The organism is Xanthomonas fragariae (assembly GCF_017603965.1).
Classification (GTDB): Bacteria; Pseudomonadota; Gammaproteobacteria; order Xanthomonadales; family Xanthomonadaceae; genus Xanthomonas; species Xanthomonas fragariae_A.
The window spans coordinates 768259-786868 of sequence record NZ_CP071955.1; the positions used below are offsets into that span (position 1 = coordinate 768259).

Here is an 18610-nt window from a genome sequence, read left to right on the forward strand (position 1 = left end):
ATGCCACTGTCGCAGCTGCTGCCCGAGGTGACGCTTGCGCATGACGTGCAGGTGTCCGGCCTGGTGATGGACAGCCGTGCGGTACGTCCTGGCGATGCCTTCGTGGCGATCGCCGGCTTCGGTGCGCACGGTTTGGACTTCGTCGAGCAGGCGCGCGTCAACGGTGCAGCTGTGGTGTTGTTCGAACCGTCAGCGCCCGATGATCTGCCGGCATCGGCCGATGCGATCGCAGTGCCTGGCTTGCGCGCCCGTCTTGGCGTGATGGCCAATCAGTTCCACGGTCAGCCTTCGCAAGCAATGCGCATGGTTGGCGTGACCGGTACCAACGGCAAGACCTCCATCGTGCAGTTACTGGCGCAGGCGTTGACGCTGCTTGGCATTCCCACCGGCACTCTTGGCACCTTGGGCGTCGGTCTGTATGGCACCGCCGTGCCGACCGGTTTCACCACGCCGCTGGTGCTGCAGACGCATGCGCTATTGGCGCAGTTGCGCGATGAAGGCGCGCAGGCCGTGGCGATGGAAGTGAGCTCGCACGCGCTCGACCAGGGCCGCGTCGATGCGGTGCAGTTCGATGTGGCGGTATTCACCAATCTCACCCGCGATCACCTCGATTACCACGGCGACATGGCGCAGTACGGCGCGGCCAAGGCCAAGCTGTTCACGCGCGCTGGATTGAAGGCCGCGGTGGTGAATGTGGACGATGCGTTCGGTCGCAGCCTGTTCGCTTCGCTCGATCCCGCGCTGCGTGCGATCGGTGTGAGTTCACGCGCGCACGCCGATGCTGCGGTGCGCGCGCAGGCGCTGCAACTGGACCACAACGGCATCAATTTCGCGCTGCACATCGACGGTCACGTGCACCCGGTGCACTCGCCGTTGCTGGGTCGCTTCAACGTGGACAACGTGCTGGCCGTAGCCGGAGTGTTGTATACGCTGGACGTTGCGCCGCCGCAGATTGCCGAGGTGCTGGGCCAACTACAGCCGATCCACGGCCGCATGAATCGGCTCGGTGGCGCGCATGGCGCACCGCTGGTAGTGGTCGATTACGCACACACGCCCGACGCGCTGGAGCAAGCGCTGACCAGCTTGCGTTCGCATGCACAGGGCAAGGTGATCTGCGTGTTCGGTTGCGGCGGCGAACGCGATACCGGCAAGCGTCCGCAGATGGCGGTGATCGCCGAGATCTATGCCGATGCGGTGATCGTCACCGACGACAACCCACGTTGCGAAGATGGCGAGGTGATCGTGGCCGACATCCTGCGTGGCTTTGCTCGCCCGGATGCAGCTATCGTGCAGCGCGATCGCGCTGCCGCGATCCATCAGGCCATCGGCATGGCCGGCGCGTCCGACACCGTGTTGATTGCCGGTAAAGGCCATGAGCCGTATCAGGAAGTCGCCGGTGTGCGGCATGCCTTCGACGACGCCTTGGTGGCAGCGCAGGCGTTGTTGCCACGCAGCGTGCTGGGGGTGCGCGCATGAAGCTCACTCCGCTGTCGTTGATTGCCCACTGGGCAGGTGGCGAACTGCACGGCGACGACGCCATGATCGACGCGGTCGGCAACGACACGCGTACGCTCGCCAACGGCAGCCTGTACGTTGCGCTGCGCGGCGAGCGCTTCGATGGGCACGATTTCACCGCAGACGCGGTTGCGCACGGTGCCAGCGGTTTGCTGGTGGAGCGCCTGCTGCCGGCGTTGAGCGTGCCGCAGGTGCTGGTGGAAAATTCCGAGCTTGCCCTGGCGCGCATCGCCGCCGGCATGCAGCGCGATCGCGCCACGCGGGTGATCGCGCTGACCGGCTCCAACGGCAAGACCAGCGTCAAGGCATTGCTGTTGTCGATCCTGCAGGAAGCCGGGCGTATCGACGGCACCACCGTGTACGCCACGCCGGGCAACCGCAATAACGAGATCGGTCTGCCGCTGGCGGTGATCGCTGCGCCGGACGATGCGGATCTTGCGATCTATGAAATGGGTGCCGGCAAGCCGGGCGATATCGTCTATCTCACCGAGATCGCGCAGCCGCACGTCGCGCTGGTCAACAATATCGCCCCCGCACACCTGGAGCGCCTGGGCAGCCTGCTCGGCGTTGCCCGCACCAAGGGCGCCATTTACACCGCTCTGCCGGCCGATGGCGTGGCGGTGATCAACGCCGACGATGCCTTCGGTGCCTGGTTCGAACAGCAATTGCATGCGCAGTCGGTGCAGGGCCGCCGCGTGTTGCGCTACGGCTTGCAGGCCAGTGCCGACATCACCGCACGTCAGCTGCGGCTGCATGCAGGCGGTGCACAGTTCACGCTGGTGACCCCGCAAGGTGACGCTTATATCGCGCTGCCGTTGCCGGGTCGCCACAACGTGCTCAATGCGTTGGCTGCGGCCGGGTTGGCGTTGGGCGCGGGCATCGCATTGCAGGCGATTGCTGCCGGCCTGGCGCAGGCGCGCCCGGTGGCCGGTCGGCAGATCGCTCGCACCTTACCGAGCGGAGCGGTGTTGATCGACGACAGCTATAACGCCAATCCCGGTTCGCTGGATGCCGCCATCGACACCCTGGCTGCTGCGCCGGGCGAAGGTTGGCTTGTGCTCGGCGACATGCGCGAACTCGGCCCGGAGGGCACGGCGTTGCATGCCGCCGCCGGGCGTCGCGCACGCGCGGCCAAGCTGCAGCGCCTGTACGCGTTGGGCGAGCTCAGTGCCGCCGCCGCGCAGGCGTTCGGCGATGGCGGCCGCGTGTTCGCCACCCATGCCGCGCTGGTCGCCGCGTTGCAGGCGGATCTGGCTGATGTCGGAACCGGAGACCAGGGACCAGGGACCAGGGAAGAGCAAACACGAATATTGGAAAACACACAGGAACACGCATTGATTCACGATCAGCAGCAATCCTCGGAAGCCATCACCGGTCCAGGCTCCCCGACGATTCTCGTGAAAGGCTCTCGTGGCAGTGCCATGGACCGCATCGTCGCCGCGTTGCTCGCACCGGCAGAGGACGCATCCCATGCTGCTTGAGTTGGCACGTTGGCTACAGCAACTGGAAAGCCTGTTCAGGCTGTTCAACTATCTGACCTTCCGCGGCATCCTCGCAGCGCTGACGTCGCTGTTTCTGTCGTTGTGGATGGGCCCAGCGATGATCCGCAAGCTTGGTCAGTTCAAGGGCGGCCAGCCGATCCGCCAAGACGGCCCGCAGACGCATTTTTCCAAGGCCGGCACGCCGACCATGGGCGGCTCGCTGATCCTGCTGACGGTGACCTTGTCGGTGCTGCTTTGGGGCGACCTGCGTAACCGTTATGTGTGGTTGGTGCTGGCGGTGATGATCTGCTTCGGTGCGATCGGCTGGTACGACGACTGGATCAAGATTGTGCGGCGCGATCCAAGCGGGCTGAAGTCGCGCTGGAAATATCTGCTGCAGTCGATCTTCGGTCTGGCCGCCGGTCTGTTTCTTTATTACACCGCTGACGTGCCGGCGGCGATCACCTTCTACATTCCGATGTTCAAGTCGATCGCGTTGCCGTTGGCCGGCGTGAGCTTTGTGGTGATCGCCTATTTCTGGATTGTCGGCTTTTCCAACGCGGTGAACCTGACCGATGGCCTGGATGGTCTGGCGATCATGCCGACCGTGCTGGTGGCCTGCGCGCTGGGCGTGTTCGCTTACGCATCGGGCAACGTGGTGTTTGCCGACTACTTGAAAATTCCGCTGATTCCAGGGGCCGGCGAGCTGATCATCATCTGCTCTGCAATCGCCGGGGCAGGGCTGGGTTTTCTGTGGTTCAACACCTATCCGGCAATGGTGTTCATGGGCGACATCGGCGCGCTGTCGTTGGGTGCGGTGCTTGGCACCATTGCAGTGATCGTGCGCCAGGAAATGGTGCTGGTGATCATGGGTGGCGTGTTCGTGATCGAAACGCTGTCGGTGATGATCCAGGTCGCCAGCTTCAAGCTGACCGGCAAGCGCGTGTTCCGGATGGCGCCGATCCATCACCACTTCGAACTCAAGGGTTGGCCGGAGCCGCGCGTGATCGTGCGCTTCTGGATCATTTCAGTGGTGCTGGTGCTGATCGGCCTCGCCACGTTGAAGGTGCGCTGATGAACGACATGTCCTGCCAAGCTACGCGACTGGACGCCATCGGCGGCCGCTACGACCCGTGGCTGCTCGGGGCAGCGGCCACGCTCGCCTCGCTGGGCGTGGTGATGGTGGCGTCCAGCTCGATCGAGCTGTCCGAGAACCCATTCTATTACCTGACCCGTCATTTGCTGTTCCTGGGCATCGGCATTGGCCTGGCGTTCTGGGCAATGCGCACCGAGCTCAAGACCATCGAGCAATACAACCAGGTGTTGTTGCTGGCGTGCTTCGGCTTGCTGATGGTGGTGTTCGTGCCAGGCCTGGGCAGCAGCGTCAACGGCGCCAAGCGCTGGATTAATCTGGGGGTGTCGAAATTCCAGACGGTGGAAGCGGTCAAGGTGCTCTACATCGTGTGGCTGTCCAGCTATCTGGTGCGCTTTCGCGATGAGGTCAACGCAACCTGGCCGGCGATGCTCAAGCCGCTGGGTGTGGCGATCGCGCTGGTCGGTTTGTTGCTGATGCAGCCGGACTTCGGCTCGTCGACGCTGTTGCTGGCGATCACCGCAGGCATGTTGGTGCTGGGTGGGGTGAACCTGCCGCGTATGTCGATGCCGATCGTGTTCGGCCTGCCGGTGTTCGCCTTCATCGCAATCCTGGAGCCGTACCGCCTGCGCCGCATCACCTCGTTCCTGGATCCGTGGGCCGATCAGCTGGGTTCCGGTTATCAGTTGTCGAATGCCTTGATGGCGGTGGGGCGTGGCCAGTGGACCGGCGCGGGCTTGGGCGCGTCGGTGCAGAAGCTCAACTACCTGCCCGAAGCGCATACCGACTTCATCTTTTCGGTGATTGCCGAAGAGCTGGGGTTTGTCGGCGTGTGCGGGGTGGTTTCGCTGTATGCCTTGCTGGTCGGCCGCGCGTTCTGGCTGGGCATGCGCTGCGTGGAAATGAAGCGTCACTTCTCCGGCTACATCGCTTTTGGTATCGGTCTGTGGATCAGCCTGCAGAGCTTCGTTTCAGTGGGCGTGAATCTGGGCATCTTGCCGACCAAGGGCCTGACTCTGCCGCTGATTTCCTCCGGCGGTTCGTCGGTGCTGATGACGTGCGTAGCGATGGGCCTGTTGCTGCGTGTGTCCTACGAAATGGATCGTGCCGAGCGCTTGCGCAGCAAGTTGTCGCCGCAAGGTGCAGGCGCACCGTCGGCTGAGCTGGCCAAGCCGATGGTCGATTCTGTGCCGCCGACCTCTGCGCCAGCGCACAAGCCGCAGCGCGACACCGTTGCCGCCGCCGCACCGGTCGCACCGATGTCGGTTGCGCCGGCATCGGCCATCTTGCGTGGTAGCAGTCGGATGCAGCCGCGCGTGGAACCGACGTTCGGGAGGATTGCATGAGCGTTGGTGGGTATGCGAATGCCTCACAAGCGTGCGCGCAGTCTGCCGTGGTTCGGCCAGTGATGATTCTTGCTGGCGGAACCGGTGGGCATATCTTCCCGGGTCTTGCGGTGGCCAAGGTGCTGCGTGCGCGTGGCGTGCCGGTGACCTGGTTGGGTGCCGACGGTGCAATGGAAACCCGTCTGGTGCCGCAGCACGACGTTCAACTCGACACGCTGGCCATCAACGGCTTGCGTGGCAAGGGCATCGTGAAGTTGCTCGGCGCGCCGGTGGGGGTGATGCGCGCAGTGCGCGCCGCCGGCTTCGTGTTGCGCAAGCGTCAGCCGCGTGCGGTGATCAGCTTCGGTGGCTTTGCGGCCGGCCCGGGTGGGCTGGCTGCACGTCTGCTCGGCGTCCCGTTGCTGGTGCACGAACAAAATCGCGCACCCGGCATGACCAATAAGGTGTTGTCGCGTTTCGCACGCCGCGTGTTGACCGGTTTTCCTGGCAGCTTTGCTGGCGAAGAGGCGGTGGGCAATCCTGTGCGTGCAGAAATCGCCGCGCTTCCCGCACCGGCCGCGCGTCTGGTCGGTCGCAGTGGCCCGGTGCGTATGCTGGTGCTCGGTGGCAGCCAGGGCGCACGCGCATTGAATCAAGCCGTGCCGGCGGCGTTGGCCGCACTCGGCCGCCCTGACGTTGAAGTGCGTCACCAGTGCGGCGAAAAGCTGCGTGCCGAAGCCGAAGCTTCGTATGCGCAGGCTGGAGTCAATGCCAGCGTCGAACCCTTCATCGCCGACATGGCGGCCGCCTACGCATGGGCCGATCTGGTCGTTTGCCGCGCTGGCGCATCCACCCTGGCCGAGCTGTGCGCCGCCGGTATCGGCAGCGTGCTGGTGCCCTTCGCCGCCGCTGTCGACGACCACCAGACCCGCAATGCCGAGTACTTGGTCGGTGCCGATGCCGCCGTCCTGCTCAAACAGGACGACACCCTGGCCGAGCGTCTGCAGCAGGTTCTGCAAATCCTGCTTAGCGGCCCCGCCCGCCGCCTGTCGATGGCAAACGCCGCACGCACCCTGGCCAAACCGGATGCCGCCGAACACATCGCCGATATCATTCTTGAAGAGGCCGGAAGTGGAGATTCGGGATTGGGGATTGGTAAATCGCAACAGCACAAGCAGGGCAGCATGCAGAAATCCGTAAATGGCGAATTTTCGGTGCGATCAATCGCCGCCGTTGCCAACAATCCTCAATCCCAAATTTCCAATCTTGGCGCCTTCACCGGAGATGGCCTGTGATGCGCCGTCTGCAAGACAGTGGCGATCTGGTACGTGCGTTTCCGCGCGTGCATTTCGTTGGCATCGGCGGCACCGGCATGAGTGGCATCGCCGAGGTGATGCTGACGCTGGGCTATGAAGTCTCCGGTTCCGACAACGCCGACAACGTGGCGACACGGCGCTTGGCCAAGCTGGGTGCACGGGTGATGCGCGGGCATTCGGCGGCCAATGTGCTTGGTACCGATTGCGTGGTGGTGTCCAGTGCGATCCGTGAAGACAACCCCGAGCTGATGGAGGCGCGCAGCCAGCGCATTCCGATCATGCCGCGCGCGGCGATGCTGGCTGAGTTGATGCGCTTCCGTCGCGGTATCGCAGTGGCCGGCACGCATGGCAAGACCACTACCACCAGTCTGGCTGCGGCCGTACTTAGCGAAGGCGGTCTGGATCCGACCTTCGTCATCGGTGGGCAGTTGCTGGCAGCCGGTGCCAACGCCAAGCTCGGTGGTGGCCAGTGGTTGGTTGCCGAAGCCGACGAGAGCGATGGCAGCTTTCTGCGCCTCAATCCGCTGATGGCGGTGATCACCAACATCGATTCGGATCACCTGGAAAACTACGGTAACGACTTTGCCCGTGTGCAGGCCGCATTCGCCGAATTCCTGCAGCGTCTGCCGTTCTACGGCCTTGCGCTGCTGTGCATCGATGATCCGGAAGTGGCCGCATTGGCCGTCAAGACGCCGCGTCATGTGATGAGCTACGGCATGAGCGAAAACGCCGATGTGCGCGCCGAAGATGTGGTGCAGGACGGCCCGCGGATGCGTTTCACCCTACGTTTGCCCGAAGGCACCACCACACCGGTGACGTTGGCACTGCCGGGCCGTCACAACGTGCTCAACGCACTGGCTGCTGCCGCGATCGGCTGGCAGCTGGGCGTAGCACCGGAAACCATTGCGCGTGCGTTGGAGAACTTCGCCGGCATCGGCCGCCGCTTCAACGATCTGGGCGAAGTCACCACCAGCACCGGTGCACGTGTGCGTGTAGTCGACGATTACGGCCACCATCCGCGCGAGCTCGAAGCCGTGTTCGCTGCCGCTCGCGGTGGCTGGCCCGACAAACGTCTGGTAGTGGCGTTCCAGCCGCATCGCTATAGCCGTACCCGCGATCAGTTCGATGCCTTCGCCGCAGTGCTGAGCACCGTCGATGCGTTGGTGCTGAGCGAGGTATATCCGGCCGGCGAAGCGCCGATTCCCGGCGCCGATTCGCGCGCACTGGCGCGCGCCATCCGTGCGCGCGGTCGCAGCGAACCGGTGGTCGTGAGCCAAATTGCAGGTCTAGCCGAAGTGTTGCCCGACGTCCTGCAAGACGGCGATCTGTTGCTGATGATGGGTGCAGGCGATATCGGTTACGTGGCTCAGCACATCATCAATAATGGCTTTACCGGAGAGTCGGCATGAGCGTGAGCTCTGGCGGGACCGGGGACCGGGGACCGGGGACCAACAAGGCGCCAGCCGAGTCGGCACCGCGGTCGGCTGTTCCCGATCCCGCGTCTTTTCTGGCATCCATACCGGCCGCATTCGGTCGCGTGGCCGTGCTGCTCGGTGGCACTTCGTCCGAGCGCGAGGTGTCGCTGAATTCCGGCAGGAATGTGCTGGAGGCACTGCGCGCGCGCGGTATCGATGCACAGCCGGTCGACGGCATTCCGGCCTTGGCGCAGGCTCTGGTGGAGCAGCGTTTCGATCGCGTTTTCAATGTGCTGCACGGGCATAACGGCGGCGGCGAAGACGGCATCGTGCAAGGCCTGATGGAAGCCTTCAAGGTGCCGTATACCGGTTCCAACGTGCTCGGTTCTGCCTTGAGCATGGACAAGATCCGCACCAAGCAGGTGTGGTTGTCGCTGGGCCTGTCCACGCCGCGTTATGCGCGTCTGGCAGCTGGCGCAAGTGCCAATGAAATTCATGCAGCCGCACAACAGATCGGCTTGCCGGTGATCGTCAAGCCGGCCAACGAAGGCTCCAGCGTCGGCATCAGCCGCGTGTTCGACCAAGCCCAGCTCGAAGAAGCCGTGGGGCTGGCTGCGCGCTACGACGGCGCGTTGCTGATGGAGCAGCTGATCGAAGGCGACGAACTCACCGTGGCCGTGCTCGGCGACACCGCGTTGCCGTCGATCCGCATCGTGCCTAAGGGCCAGTGGTACGACTACAACGCCAAGTACGTGGCCGACGACACCCAGTATCTGTGCCCGGGCCTGGAAGGCGATGCCGAAGTGCAGATCCGCCAACTTGCACTGGATGCCTTCCGCGCAGCCGGCGCCCGCGGCTGGGGCCGTGTCGATGTGATGCGCGACCGTAGTAGCGGCCAGCTGTATCTGCTTGAAGTGAACACCGCCCCCGGCATGACCAGCCACTCGCTGGTGCCCAAGGCCGCCCGCCAGCTCGGCATCGATTTCGAAGAACTGGTCTGGCGTGTACTGGAGCAGACGCTGTGATACCGGGATTGGTGATTTGCAATTGGGGATTAGTCAACGGCGCCGCCGCACGCGTCGCTGCGCTTGCTGCTGCCGTTGCGAATCCCCGATCTCAAATCGCTCATCCGGAGCGCGGAGTACGCCCATGAACGCCACCTTGCGCATTCTTGCCTGGTTGATCGCGGTGACGTTGGTCGCGTTGCCGGTGGTGGCTGTGCTCAATGGCTGGGTCGGTTCCGAGCGCTGGCCGTTGGCGAGGTTGCGGGTGTCCGGCGATTTCAAGCGGGTGCCGGCCGAAGAGTTGCGAGCGGTGGTGCTGCCGTATGCGCGTTCGGGCTTTTTTGCGGTGAAGTTGCAGGAGGCGCAGGACGCCATCGGGCGCTTGCCGTGGGTGGAAAGTGCGCAGGTGCGCAAGCGCTGGCCGGACGTGCTGGAGGTGCATGTCACCGAGCACGAGCCGTTCGCGCGCTGGGGCACCGATCGCATGTTGTCCGAGCAAGGGCGGCTGTTCCGTACTCCGCCGTTGTTGAAAGATTTCAAGTTGCCGCAACTCGGTGGCCCGGACAGCAAGACCAAGGAAGTGGTGGCGCTATACAACGAATCGCGCGCTTTGTTCGCACCAACTGGCTTGGATGTGGAACGTCTGGAAATGGACGCGCGCGGAAGCTGGTCGCTGGGTTTGAGTAACGGCGTACAGATCGTGATCGGTCGCGACGATGCGCGCGCACGCTTGCAGCGGTTCGCACGCGTGCTGCCGCAGCTAGCCGACCCGCAGCGCCCGATTGCGCGTGCCGACCTGCGCTACACGAACGGTTTCACGATCGAACGCAGAATGGAGAATGGGGAATCGGGAATGGATAAAAAGCCTAAACCGGTGTCGCCTGCCGCGCACCACAGACTAGTGCTGAATTCTCCGCGTAACCGTGCACTGTTTCTGACCATTCCCCATTCGCTATTTCCTATTCCCGGCTTTAAGACATGAACCGCAAAGGCGACAAATCCCTCATCGTTGGACTGGACATCGGCACCTCCAAGGTCGTCGCGCTGGTCGGCGAGTACTCGCCAGGCAATCCGATCGAAGTGATCGGCATCGGTTCGCATGAATCGCGCGGCCTCAAGCGCGGCGTGGTGGTGGACATCGAATCCACCGTGCAGTCGATCCAGCGCGCGGTGGAAGAAGCCGAGCTGATGGCCGGCTGCGAAATCCGCTCGGTGTACGCATCGATTTCCGGCAACCATGTGCAATGCAAGAACTCGCCCGGCATCGTGCCGATCCGCGACGGCGAAGTGACCTGGAGCGATCTGGAGCGCGTGCTGGATGCGGCCAAGGCCGTGGCCATTCCTGCCGACCAGCGTATCCTGCATGCGATCCCGCGCGAGTACGTGCTGGACGATTCGCAGGAAGGCATCCGCAATCCGGTCGGCATGACCGGCGTGCGCCTGGAGGTGCACGCCCATCTGGTGGTGTGCGCGCAATCGGCTGCGGCCAACATCACCAAGTGCGTGCAGAAGTGCGGCCTGCAGGTCGACGATCTGGTGCTGTCGTCGCTGGCATCGTCAGTAGCGGTATTGACTGCCGACGAGCGCGAGCTAGGCGTGGTGCTGGTGGACATCGGCGCTGGCACCACCGACCTGGCGGTCTACGTGCAGGGCGCGATCTGCCACACCGCATCCTTGCCGATCGCTGGCGACCATGTCACCAACGACATCGCGCACATGCTGCGCACGCCAACCCCGGAAGCCGAGCAGATCAAGGTGCGTTACGCCTGCGCGCTGGCGCAGCTGGCCACCGCTGAAGAAAGCATCCAGGTGCCGTCGGTCGGCGATCGCCCGCCGCGTCGCATGCCACGGCATGCGCTCGCGCAGGCCGTGCAGGGTCGCTACGAAGAAATTTTCGAAATGGTGCAGGCCGAACTGCGCCGCTCCGGTTTCGAAGAAATGGTGCGCGCCGGCATGGTGCTCACCGGCGGCGCCTCGAAGATGGAAGGCGTGGTGGAGCTTGCCGAAGAAATGTTGCAGATGCCGGTGCGCGTGGGCATTCCGCAGCATGTCACCGGTCTGGGCGAAGTCGTCGGCAACCCGGTACACGCCTCCGGCGTGGGCCTGTTGTTGATGGGCAGTCAGATCGAACACCCACGCCGCCCATCGATCCCGACCGGACGTGCAGGGAGTTTGTTCAAGAAATTGAAGAATTGGTATCGCGGTGAATTCTGAGGTGCCGGGAGTTGGAATTCGGGATTTGGGATTGGTAAGAGCGAAAGAAAAAGCACAGTGGCAGCAAAGATTTAAGTGGAGAGCGGCAAGCGGGCAGGCGGTAAAATTTTTTTGCAGGCATTGCGTCGAGGAGCAGGTGCGGTGAGTCGTAGAGCGCAACAGCGCATCTACGGTCCCGACAACCGAGACCCGACTTTCAAACAACAACACTCGCCGTGATGCGGAGTGGGCAGGGACCAGCACTTGCGAATCCCCAATCCCACCTCCCCAATCCCGGCTCAAGAGGACACTGACATGGCACATTTTGAACTGATCGAAAAGATGGCTCCCAACGCGGTAATCAAGGTCGTTGGTGTGGGCGGCGGCGGCGGCAATGCCGTCGCGCACATGGTCAACACCAACGTCGATGGCGTGGAATTCATCACCGCCAATACCGACTCGCAGGCGATCAAGAACTGCGGCGCCAAGTTGCAGCTGCAGCTCGGTACCAACGTGACCAAGGGCCTGGGCGCAGGCGCGAATCCGGAAGTCGGCCGTCAGGCCGCGCTGGAAGATCGCGAACGCATCATGGACGCGCTGCAGGGTGCGGACATGGTGTTCATTACCGCCGGCATGGGCGGCGGCACCGGCACTGGTGCGGCACCGGTCGTTGCGCAGCTGGCCAAGGAGATGGGCATCCTGACCGTTGCCGTCGTCACCAAGCCGTTCCCGTTCGAAGGCCGTCGCCGCATGCAGGTCGCGCTGAAGGGCATCGAGGAACTGAGCCAGCATTGCGACTCGCTGATCACCATCCCGAACGAAAAGCTGATCACCGTGCTTGGCCGCAACGCCACCATGATCCAGGCCTTCCGTGCCGCCAACGACGTGCTGCAGGGCGCCGTGCAGGGCATCGCCGATCTGATCGTGCGTCCGGGCCTGATCAACGTCGACTTCGCCGACGTGCGCACCGTGATGTCGGAGATGGGCCTGGCCATGATGGGCACCGGCTCGGCACGCGGCGACGATCGCGCGCAGGCCGCTGCCGAAGCCGCCATCCAGAACCCGCTGCTGGACGACGTCAACCTGGCCGGTGCCAACGGCATCCTGGTCAACATCACCGCCGGCCCGGACTTCACCATGTCCGAGTTCGACGAAATCGGCCGCACCATCGAAGCGTTTGCCTCGGAAGATGCGACCGTGGTCGTCGGTACCGTGCTTGACCCGGACATGCAGGACGAAGTGCGCGTCACCGTCGTGGCCACTGGCTTGAACCGTGCGGTTGCACGTCAGACCCAGCGTTCGGACCAACGCGCGCCGATCAAGTTGGTGCGCAACGCCACCACCGGCCAGCCAGAGTTCGGCGATTTCGAGACCAGCGGCGGCGATGCAGTGTCCAAGGCGGTCGGCGGCAGCATGGGTCTGGGCCTGCGTCGTCCCAGCAGCGATTCGGTCGGCAGCAGCAACAGCGGCGGCGGTTCGACTGCGCCGGCGGCAGACCTGCCCAACGATTACCTGGATATCCCGGCGTTCCTGCGCCGCCAGGCAGACTGACGCTGCAACGCGATGCCACTTCGGTGGCGCCGTCCGCAATGCCCCGAGGTTCGCTTCGGGGTTGCAATGCCATGTCCTCTTTCTGCCGGACCGATCATTTGATCCGGCAGCTTTTGCAGTGGCGTGACCGGTCGATTACAGTTGCCGTCAGGCGCGACTTGTTAAAATTCGGATAAGCTCAAACAATTGGACAGCCGCTTCGGCGCCTGTCTGCATTGTTCATCCAGACTTCGCATATGACCCAGCAACGCACTCTCAAAAACACCATTCGCGCCACCGGCGTCGGCCTGCACAGCGGCGACAAGGTGTATATGACGCTACGACCGGCTCAGGTCGATCATGGCGTGGTGTTCCGGCGTGTGGATCTGGAACCGGTCGTGGAAGTCCCCGCCGATGCCAAGCTGGTCACCGAAACCACGCTGTGTACCGGCTTGACCTGCAACGGCGCCAAGATCCAGACCGTCGAACATCTGATGTCCGCGCTGGCCGGTCTGGGTGTCGACAATGTCATCGTCGAACTGTCCTCGGCCGAGTTGCCGATCATGGATGGTTCGTCCGGCCCGTTCGTGTTCCTGCTCCAGTCGGCAGGCATCGTCGAGCAGCACAAGGCCAAGCGCTTCATCCGCATTAAGCAGACGGTGGAAGTGCGCGAAGGCGACAAGGTCGCGCGCTTCGAACCGTACGAGGGCTATAAGCTCGGTTTCACCATCGAATTCAATCACCCGATGATCCCGGCCAAGCAGTCGCGCCAGGAAATCGAGTTCTCCACCTCGGCCTACGTCAAGGAAATCTCGCGCGCCCGCACCTTCGGCTTCATGCGCGACCTTGAATACATGCGCGAGCGCAATCTGGGCCTGGGTGGCTCGATGGACAACGCCATCGTGCTGGACGAGTTCCGCGTGCTCAATGAGGACGGCCTGCGTTACACCAACGAATTCGTGCGCCACAAGATACTGGACGCCATCGGCGACCTGTATCTGGCCGGCGGCGCCATACTTGGCGCCTACGAAGGCTTCAAATCCGGCCACGCACTCAACAACAAGCTGGTGCGTGCGCTGCTCGCCGATCAGGCCGCCTGGGAATGGGTCAGCTTCCCGGAAGGCACCGAGCAACCGCCGGTCACCTACGCCAGTCCTGTCTACGCCTGATGTCGGGGAATGCCGCAGTCTGCGCCAAAAGTGTGAAATCCATCGAATTTACACTCCATTCTTAACGTTTATTTAATGCTTCCCTAACTCCTGCTGGCCGTACGCTCGCTAGGATGCTTTAGCCCGCCTGCGGTGTTCGCAATTCTTTCACGCACTGGCGGCCGCTTCGAGCAGGCGGTAAGGGCATCACCGTTTGGTCGGTGCAACGTCCTGCAGAGAGGCCAATGCGTCGCGCAACCCCTTGTGCGTCGCTTCGGAAACAGGGCGCGGACGCTCATGGTCTTGCGGCATTGGGGAATGCAGTGGGGTCGTGATGGTCTTGATGGTCACTGCGGTGGCCTTCATTCCGATGGATCGGGCGGCATCCAATAATTGGGTCTCGGCAAGCCGCAACCTGGCATGCCAGACCGGTGAATCAACTAAAAAAACGAGTTGTTCGCCTCTGACATTGGCCAACCGGCAACGGGTGGCCAAATGGGGCGGTAACAGGGGGCGCAACTGCCGGTCCAGCGCATCGAGCCACAAGGCACGGCGCAAGGGGTCGCCAGTCTTCTCCCCCAACGCGGCCTCGATGGCCTGCTTTGGAGTGGAAGGGGTGCGTGCGTTGGACTTGGGCTTGGACATGACACTCATATGGCGTTGAAGAAAGTCGTAATCAAATCTCGCGAGACTCGGGTGCAGCGTGTGGCCCGGAATTTCCAGGGCTTCGCTGCGGATCGACCGATGATATTGCTCGGCGCAGTGTTGGGTCTGGGCATGTTGATCGGCGTCGGTGCGAGCACCGCCATCGGCATGGTGACCAATTCCACGCTCAAGGCCAAGGTCGTCCAGCAGCAGGCCGAGCTTGCACAGGCGCAGCGCGCCTCGCAGGCACAGGTCAATGCACTGGCCGCCCGCCTGGGCGAGCTGCAGGCGCAGGCCACCCGCCTCAATGCATTGGGCGAGCGGCTGACCGAAATGGGCAAGTTGAAGGACGGCGAGTTCGACTTCGACGAGCCGGTCGGCGTCGGTGGCGGCAATGAGCCGGTCAGCGACATGCCGGTCGAATCACTCAAGGAGACGCTAGGGCAAGTCGAACAACAGTTTTCCGCCTCCGGCCAGCAATTGAACGTGCTTGCCTCGCTGATGTTCGATCATCAGCTCGAACAGAATTCGGTGCCCTCGCGGATGCCGATTCGCAATACTTACATCACCTCGGGCTTCGGCGGCCGCGCCGATCCGTTCGATGGTGGCTCGGGCTTTCATAAAGGCGTGGACTTCCACGCTAACGTGGGCGACCCGGTGATGTCGGTCGCCGATGGTGTGGTCAGCTACGCTGGCGTGCGCGGCGGCTACGGCAACGTTGTCGAAGTGGACCACGGCAACGGTTACGTGACCCGCTACGCGCACAACTCGCGGTTGGTGGTGAAGGTGGGCGATCTGGTGCGCGCAGGCCAGCAAGTAGCCAAGGCTGGCTCCAGTGGCCGTTCCACCGGTGCGCACGTGCATTTCGAGGTATGGGCGGACGGGCGTGTGGTCAATCCGCGCAAGTTCCTGGGTGATACCAACACGCCGGTAGGGCGTCGAGGGCGCGGTTGACGCAGGCGTGGGCGGTGCTTGATTCGTGAAGGCCCGCCCCAAGCTACAATGGGGCGTTGCCATCGACAGGGCGCAGTGCGCCCTGTTTTGTTTACGGAGGTCGGGCCTGTGGGGACCGGCGTCGGTCAAACCGTTCCTTTTCAACCGGTTTCTTCAATGATCAACAGTCTGCTTACCCGTGTCTTTGGCAGTCGTAACGAACGCCAGCTGCGCCAGCTCGACCGCCTCGTCATCCAGATCAATGCACTTGAGCCGGCGACCGAGAAGCTTTCCGACGCCGAGCTGCAAGCCAAGACCTCGGAATTCAAGCAGCGGCTTGCCGCCGGCGAGCCACTGGACAAGATGCTTCCCGAGGCGTTTGCAGTGTGCCGCGAGGCTAGCCGGCGCGTGCTCGGCATGCGCCACTACGATGTGCAGCTGATCGGCGGCATGGTGCTGCATCTGGGCAAGATCGCCGAGATGCGCACCGGTGAAGGCAAGACCCTGGTGGCCACGCTGCCGGTGTACCTAAACGCGCTGCAGGGCGAGGGCGTGCACGTGGTCACGGTGAACGATTATCTGGCGCGCCGCGATGCCGCGCAGATGGGCAAGCTGTACAACTGGCTTGGCTTGAGCGTAGGCGTGGTGTATCCAGGCATGCCGCATAGCGACAAGCGCGAAGCCTACGGCAGCGATATCACCTACGGTACCAACAACGAGTTCGGCTTCGATTACCTGCGCGACAACATGGCGCTGTCGCGGGCCGACCGTTATCAACGCAATCTGCATTACGCGATCGTCGACGAAGTCGACTCGATCCTGATCGATGAAGCACGCACCCCGCTGATCATTTCCGGCCCGGCCGACGAATCGCCTGAGTTGTACATCCGCGTCAACCGCATCGTGCCGCAGCTGACCAAGCAGGAAAGCGAAGAAGGCGAGGGCGATTACTGGATCGACGAAAAGGGCAAGCAGGTGCATCTTTCCGAGGCAGGCATGGGCCACGCCGAAGAACTGTTGATGCAGGCCGGCATTCTGGAAAATGCCGAAGACGGCCTGTACGCCGCGCAGAATCTGAGCGTGGTGCATCACCTCAATGCTGCGCTGCGTGCGCATGCGATCTATCAGCGCGATGTGGACTACATCGTGCGCGATGGTGAAGTGGTGATCGTCGACGAATTCACCGGCCGTACGCTGTCCGGGCGCCGCTGGTCCGACGGCCTGCATCAGGCGGTCGAGGCCAAGGAAGGCGTGCCGGTGCAGCGCGAGAATCAGACGCTGGCCAGCATTACCTTCCAGAACCTGTTCCGCATGTACAAGAAGCTGTCCGGCATGACCGGTACGGCCGACACCGAAGCCTACGAATTCCAGAGCATCTATGGCCTGGAAGTAGTGGTGATTCCGACCAACCGCCCGACCGTGCGCAAGGACCATCCGGATCAGGTGTTCCTCAACCGCAAGGGCAAGTTCAACGCGGTGCTGGCCGACATCGAAGACTGCGCCAAGCGCGGCCAGCCGGTGCTGGTGGGTACCACCTCGATCGAGACCTCGGAGATGCTGTCCGAGCATCTGCGCAAGGCCGGCGTGAAGCACGAAGTGCTCAACGCCAAGCAGCACGAGCGCGAAGCCACCATCGTGGCCAACGCCGGCCAGCCGGGCGCAGTCACCATCGCCACCAACATGGCCGGTCGCGGTACCGACATCGTGCTGGGCGGTTCGCTGGAAACCGAGCTGCATGGCATAGGCGAGGACATCAGCGACGCGCAGCGCTCTGCTGCCAAGACCGAATGGCAGCGTCGTCACGATGCTGTCAAGGCGGCTGGTGGCCTGCACATCATCGGCACCGAGCGGCACGAGTCGCGCCGTATCGACAACCAGCTGCGCGGCCGTGCCGGCCGTCAGGGTGACCCGGGTTCGTCGCGCTTCTATCTGTCGCTGGAAGACAATCTGATGCGCATCTTCGCCTCGGACTGGGTGCAAAAGGCGATGCGCATGATGGGCATGAAGGAGGACGACGTCATCGAAGATCGGCTGGTCAGCCGGCAGATCGAAAAAGCGCAGCGCAAGGTTGAAGCGCACAACTTCGACATCCGCAAGAACCTGCTGGACTTCGACGACGTCAACAACGATCAGCGCAAGGTGATCTACGCCCAGCGCGACGAATTGCTGGATGCCGAATCGATCAAGGACAACGTTGATGGCATCCGTGGCGATGTGATTTACGACCTGGTTGCGCGTTTCGTGCCGCCCAATTCGGTGGACGAGCAGTGGGACCTCAAGGGCCTGGAAGCCACGCTGGAATCCGAGTTGGGCATGTCGCTTGCGCTGAGCGAGATGGCACACACGCAGGAAGAACTGGATGCCGAGCAGATGACGGCCAAGGTGCAGGCGGCGGTGGATGCTCACTTTGCCGAGAAGGAAGCGGCGGTGGGCAACGACACCATGCGCGCGCTCGAAAAGCACGTGATGCTGACAATGCTCGATCAGGGCTGGAAAGAGCATCTGGCCAAAATGGATTACCTGCGTCAGGGTATTTATCTGCGCGGGTATGCGCAGAAGCAGCCCAAGCAGGAATACAAGAAGGAGGCGTTCGAGCTGTTCTCCGAGATGCTGGAGAACGTCAAGCGCGAAGTGATCAACTTGCTGGCGCGCGTGCGCATCCGCAGCGAAGAAGAAGTGGCCGAGCTGGAAGAGCAGGAGCGTGTCCAGGCGCAAGCGCGCTTGATGGCCTCGCAGTTCCAGCACCAGGATGTCGGCGGCTACGGTGCCGAGGAGGAAGTAGAGCAGATGCAGGGCGGCAAAGCGCCGGTGCCGGTGTCGCAGGTCATCCGCGACGAGCCCAAGGTCGGCCGCAACGATCCTTGCCCCTGCGGCAGCGGTAAGAAGTACAAGCACTGCCACGGTCAACTCAGCTGAGCTGAGTTGACCGTGTTGCAGCCCGCTTTGCGGGCTGCAACACCCAGTGTCCGCATCGCGGACACTGGGTGCACGGTACTCCTCCGATCCCCGCGC

Annotated in this window: 14 protein-coding genes; 13 read left to right on the forward strand and 1 reads right to left on the reverse strand. The window is 63.1% G+C overall.

Going from position 1 to position 18610, the window contains the following annotated elements:
• The 11 genes from J5I97_RS03600 (at position 1) to lpxC (ending at position 14041) form a co-directional block, all read left to right on the forward strand.
• The gene (locus J5I97_RS03600; RefSeq protein WP_208589136.1) at positions 1-1476 is read left to right on the forward strand and encodes a UDP-N-acetylmuramoyl-L-alanyl-D-glutamate--2,6-diaminopimelate ligase; all 1476 of its coding nucleotides are present in this window, start codon (positions 1-3) and stop codon (positions 1474-1476) included.
• Entirely contained in the window at positions 1473-2996 is a 1524-nt protein-coding gene (locus tag J5I97_RS03605) for a UDP-N-acetylmuramoyl-tripeptide--D-alanyl-D-alanine ligase (RefSeq protein ID WP_208589137.1), read from the forward strand. Before J5I97_RS03600 ends, J5I97_RS03605 begins: the two co-directional genes overlap by 4 nt.
• A complete protein-coding gene (gene mraY, locus J5I97_RS03610) occupies positions 2986-4071 on the forward strand; it encodes a phospho-N-acetylmuramoyl-pentapeptide-transferase (RefSeq protein ID WP_208589138.1) in 1086 nt (361 codons plus the stop codon). The genes J5I97_RS03605 and mraY overlap by 11 nt, the downstream gene beginning before the upstream one ends.
• Complete coding sequence (gene ftsW / locus J5I97_RS03615; RefSeq protein WP_208589139.1) at positions 4071-5435, forward strand: putative lipid II flippase FtsW; 1365 nt, start codon at positions 4071-4073, stop codon at positions 5433-5435. Before mraY ends, ftsW begins: the two co-directional genes overlap by 1 nt.
• Complete coding sequence (murG, locus tag J5I97_RS03620) at positions 5432-6709, forward strand: undecaprenyldiphospho-muramoylpentapeptide beta-N-acetylglucosaminyltransferase (protein WP_208589140.1); 1278 nt, start codon at positions 5432-5434, stop codon at positions 6707-6709. The genes ftsW and murG overlap by 4 nt, the downstream gene beginning before the upstream one ends.
• Positions 6706-8139 carry a UDP-N-acetylmuramate--L-alanine ligase gene (gene murC, locus J5I97_RS03625; protein ID WP_208589141.1) on the forward strand — a complete coding sequence of 478 codons (1434 nt, stop codon included), beginning with the start codon at positions 6706-6708 and terminating at the stop codon, positions 8137-8139. The genes murG and murC overlap by 4 nt, the downstream gene beginning before the upstream one ends.
• Positions 8140-8267: 128 nt before the next feature.
• On the forward strand, positions 8268-9170 hold the full coding sequence (locus tag J5I97_RS03630) for a D-alanine--D-alanine ligase (protein ID WP_238135719.1): 903 nt from the start codon (positions 8268-8270) through the stop codon (positions 9168-9170).
• A gap of 124 nt (positions 9171-9294) precedes the next feature.
• Positions 9295-10131 (forward strand): cell division protein FtsQ/DivIB, encoded by an 837-nt coding sequence (locus tag J5I97_RS03635; RefSeq protein ID WP_208589142.1) that lies wholly within the window; start codon positions 9295-9297, stop codon positions 10129-10131.
• On the forward strand, positions 10128-11363 hold the full coding sequence (gene ftsA / locus J5I97_RS03640) for a cell division protein FtsA (RefSeq protein WP_003485272.1): 1236 nt from the start codon (positions 10128-10130) through the stop codon (positions 11361-11363). Before J5I97_RS03635 ends, ftsA begins: the two co-directional genes overlap by 4 nt.
• 294 nt (positions 11364-11657) lie before the next feature.
• Complete coding sequence (ftsZ, locus tag J5I97_RS03645) at positions 11658-12893, forward strand: cell division protein FtsZ (RefSeq protein WP_208589143.1); 1236 nt, start codon at positions 11658-11660, stop codon at positions 12891-12893.
• Positions 12894-13129: 236 nt separating this feature from the next.
• Complete coding sequence (lpxC, locus tag J5I97_RS03650; protein ID WP_208589145.1) at positions 13130-14041, forward strand: UDP-3-O-acyl-N-acetylglucosamine deacetylase; 912 nt, start codon at positions 13130-13132, stop codon at positions 14039-14041.
• A gap of 186 nt (positions 14042-14227) precedes the next feature.
• Here lpxC and J5I97_RS03655 read toward each other — a convergent pair whose 3' ends face one another.
• On the reverse strand, positions 14228-14674 hold the full coding sequence (locus J5I97_RS03655; RefSeq protein ID WP_208589146.1) for a DUF721 domain-containing protein: 447 nt from the start codon (positions 14672-14674) through the stop codon (positions 14228-14230).
• On the opposite strand from J5I97_RS03655, the gene J5I97_RS03660 reads away from it, so the two are divergent.
• Positions 14675-15619 (forward strand): M23 family metallopeptidase, encoded by a 945-nt coding sequence (locus J5I97_RS03660; protein WP_208589147.1) that lies wholly within the window; start codon positions 14675-14677, stop codon positions 15617-15619.
• Between the two features lie 156 nt (positions 15620-15775).
• Positions 15776-18514 carry a preprotein translocase subunit SecA gene (gene secA / locus J5I97_RS03665; protein WP_208589150.1) on the forward strand — a complete coding sequence of 913 codons (2739 nt, stop codon included), beginning with the start codon at positions 15776-15778 and terminating at the stop codon, positions 18512-18514.
• Positions 18515-18610: the final 96 nt, after the last annotated feature.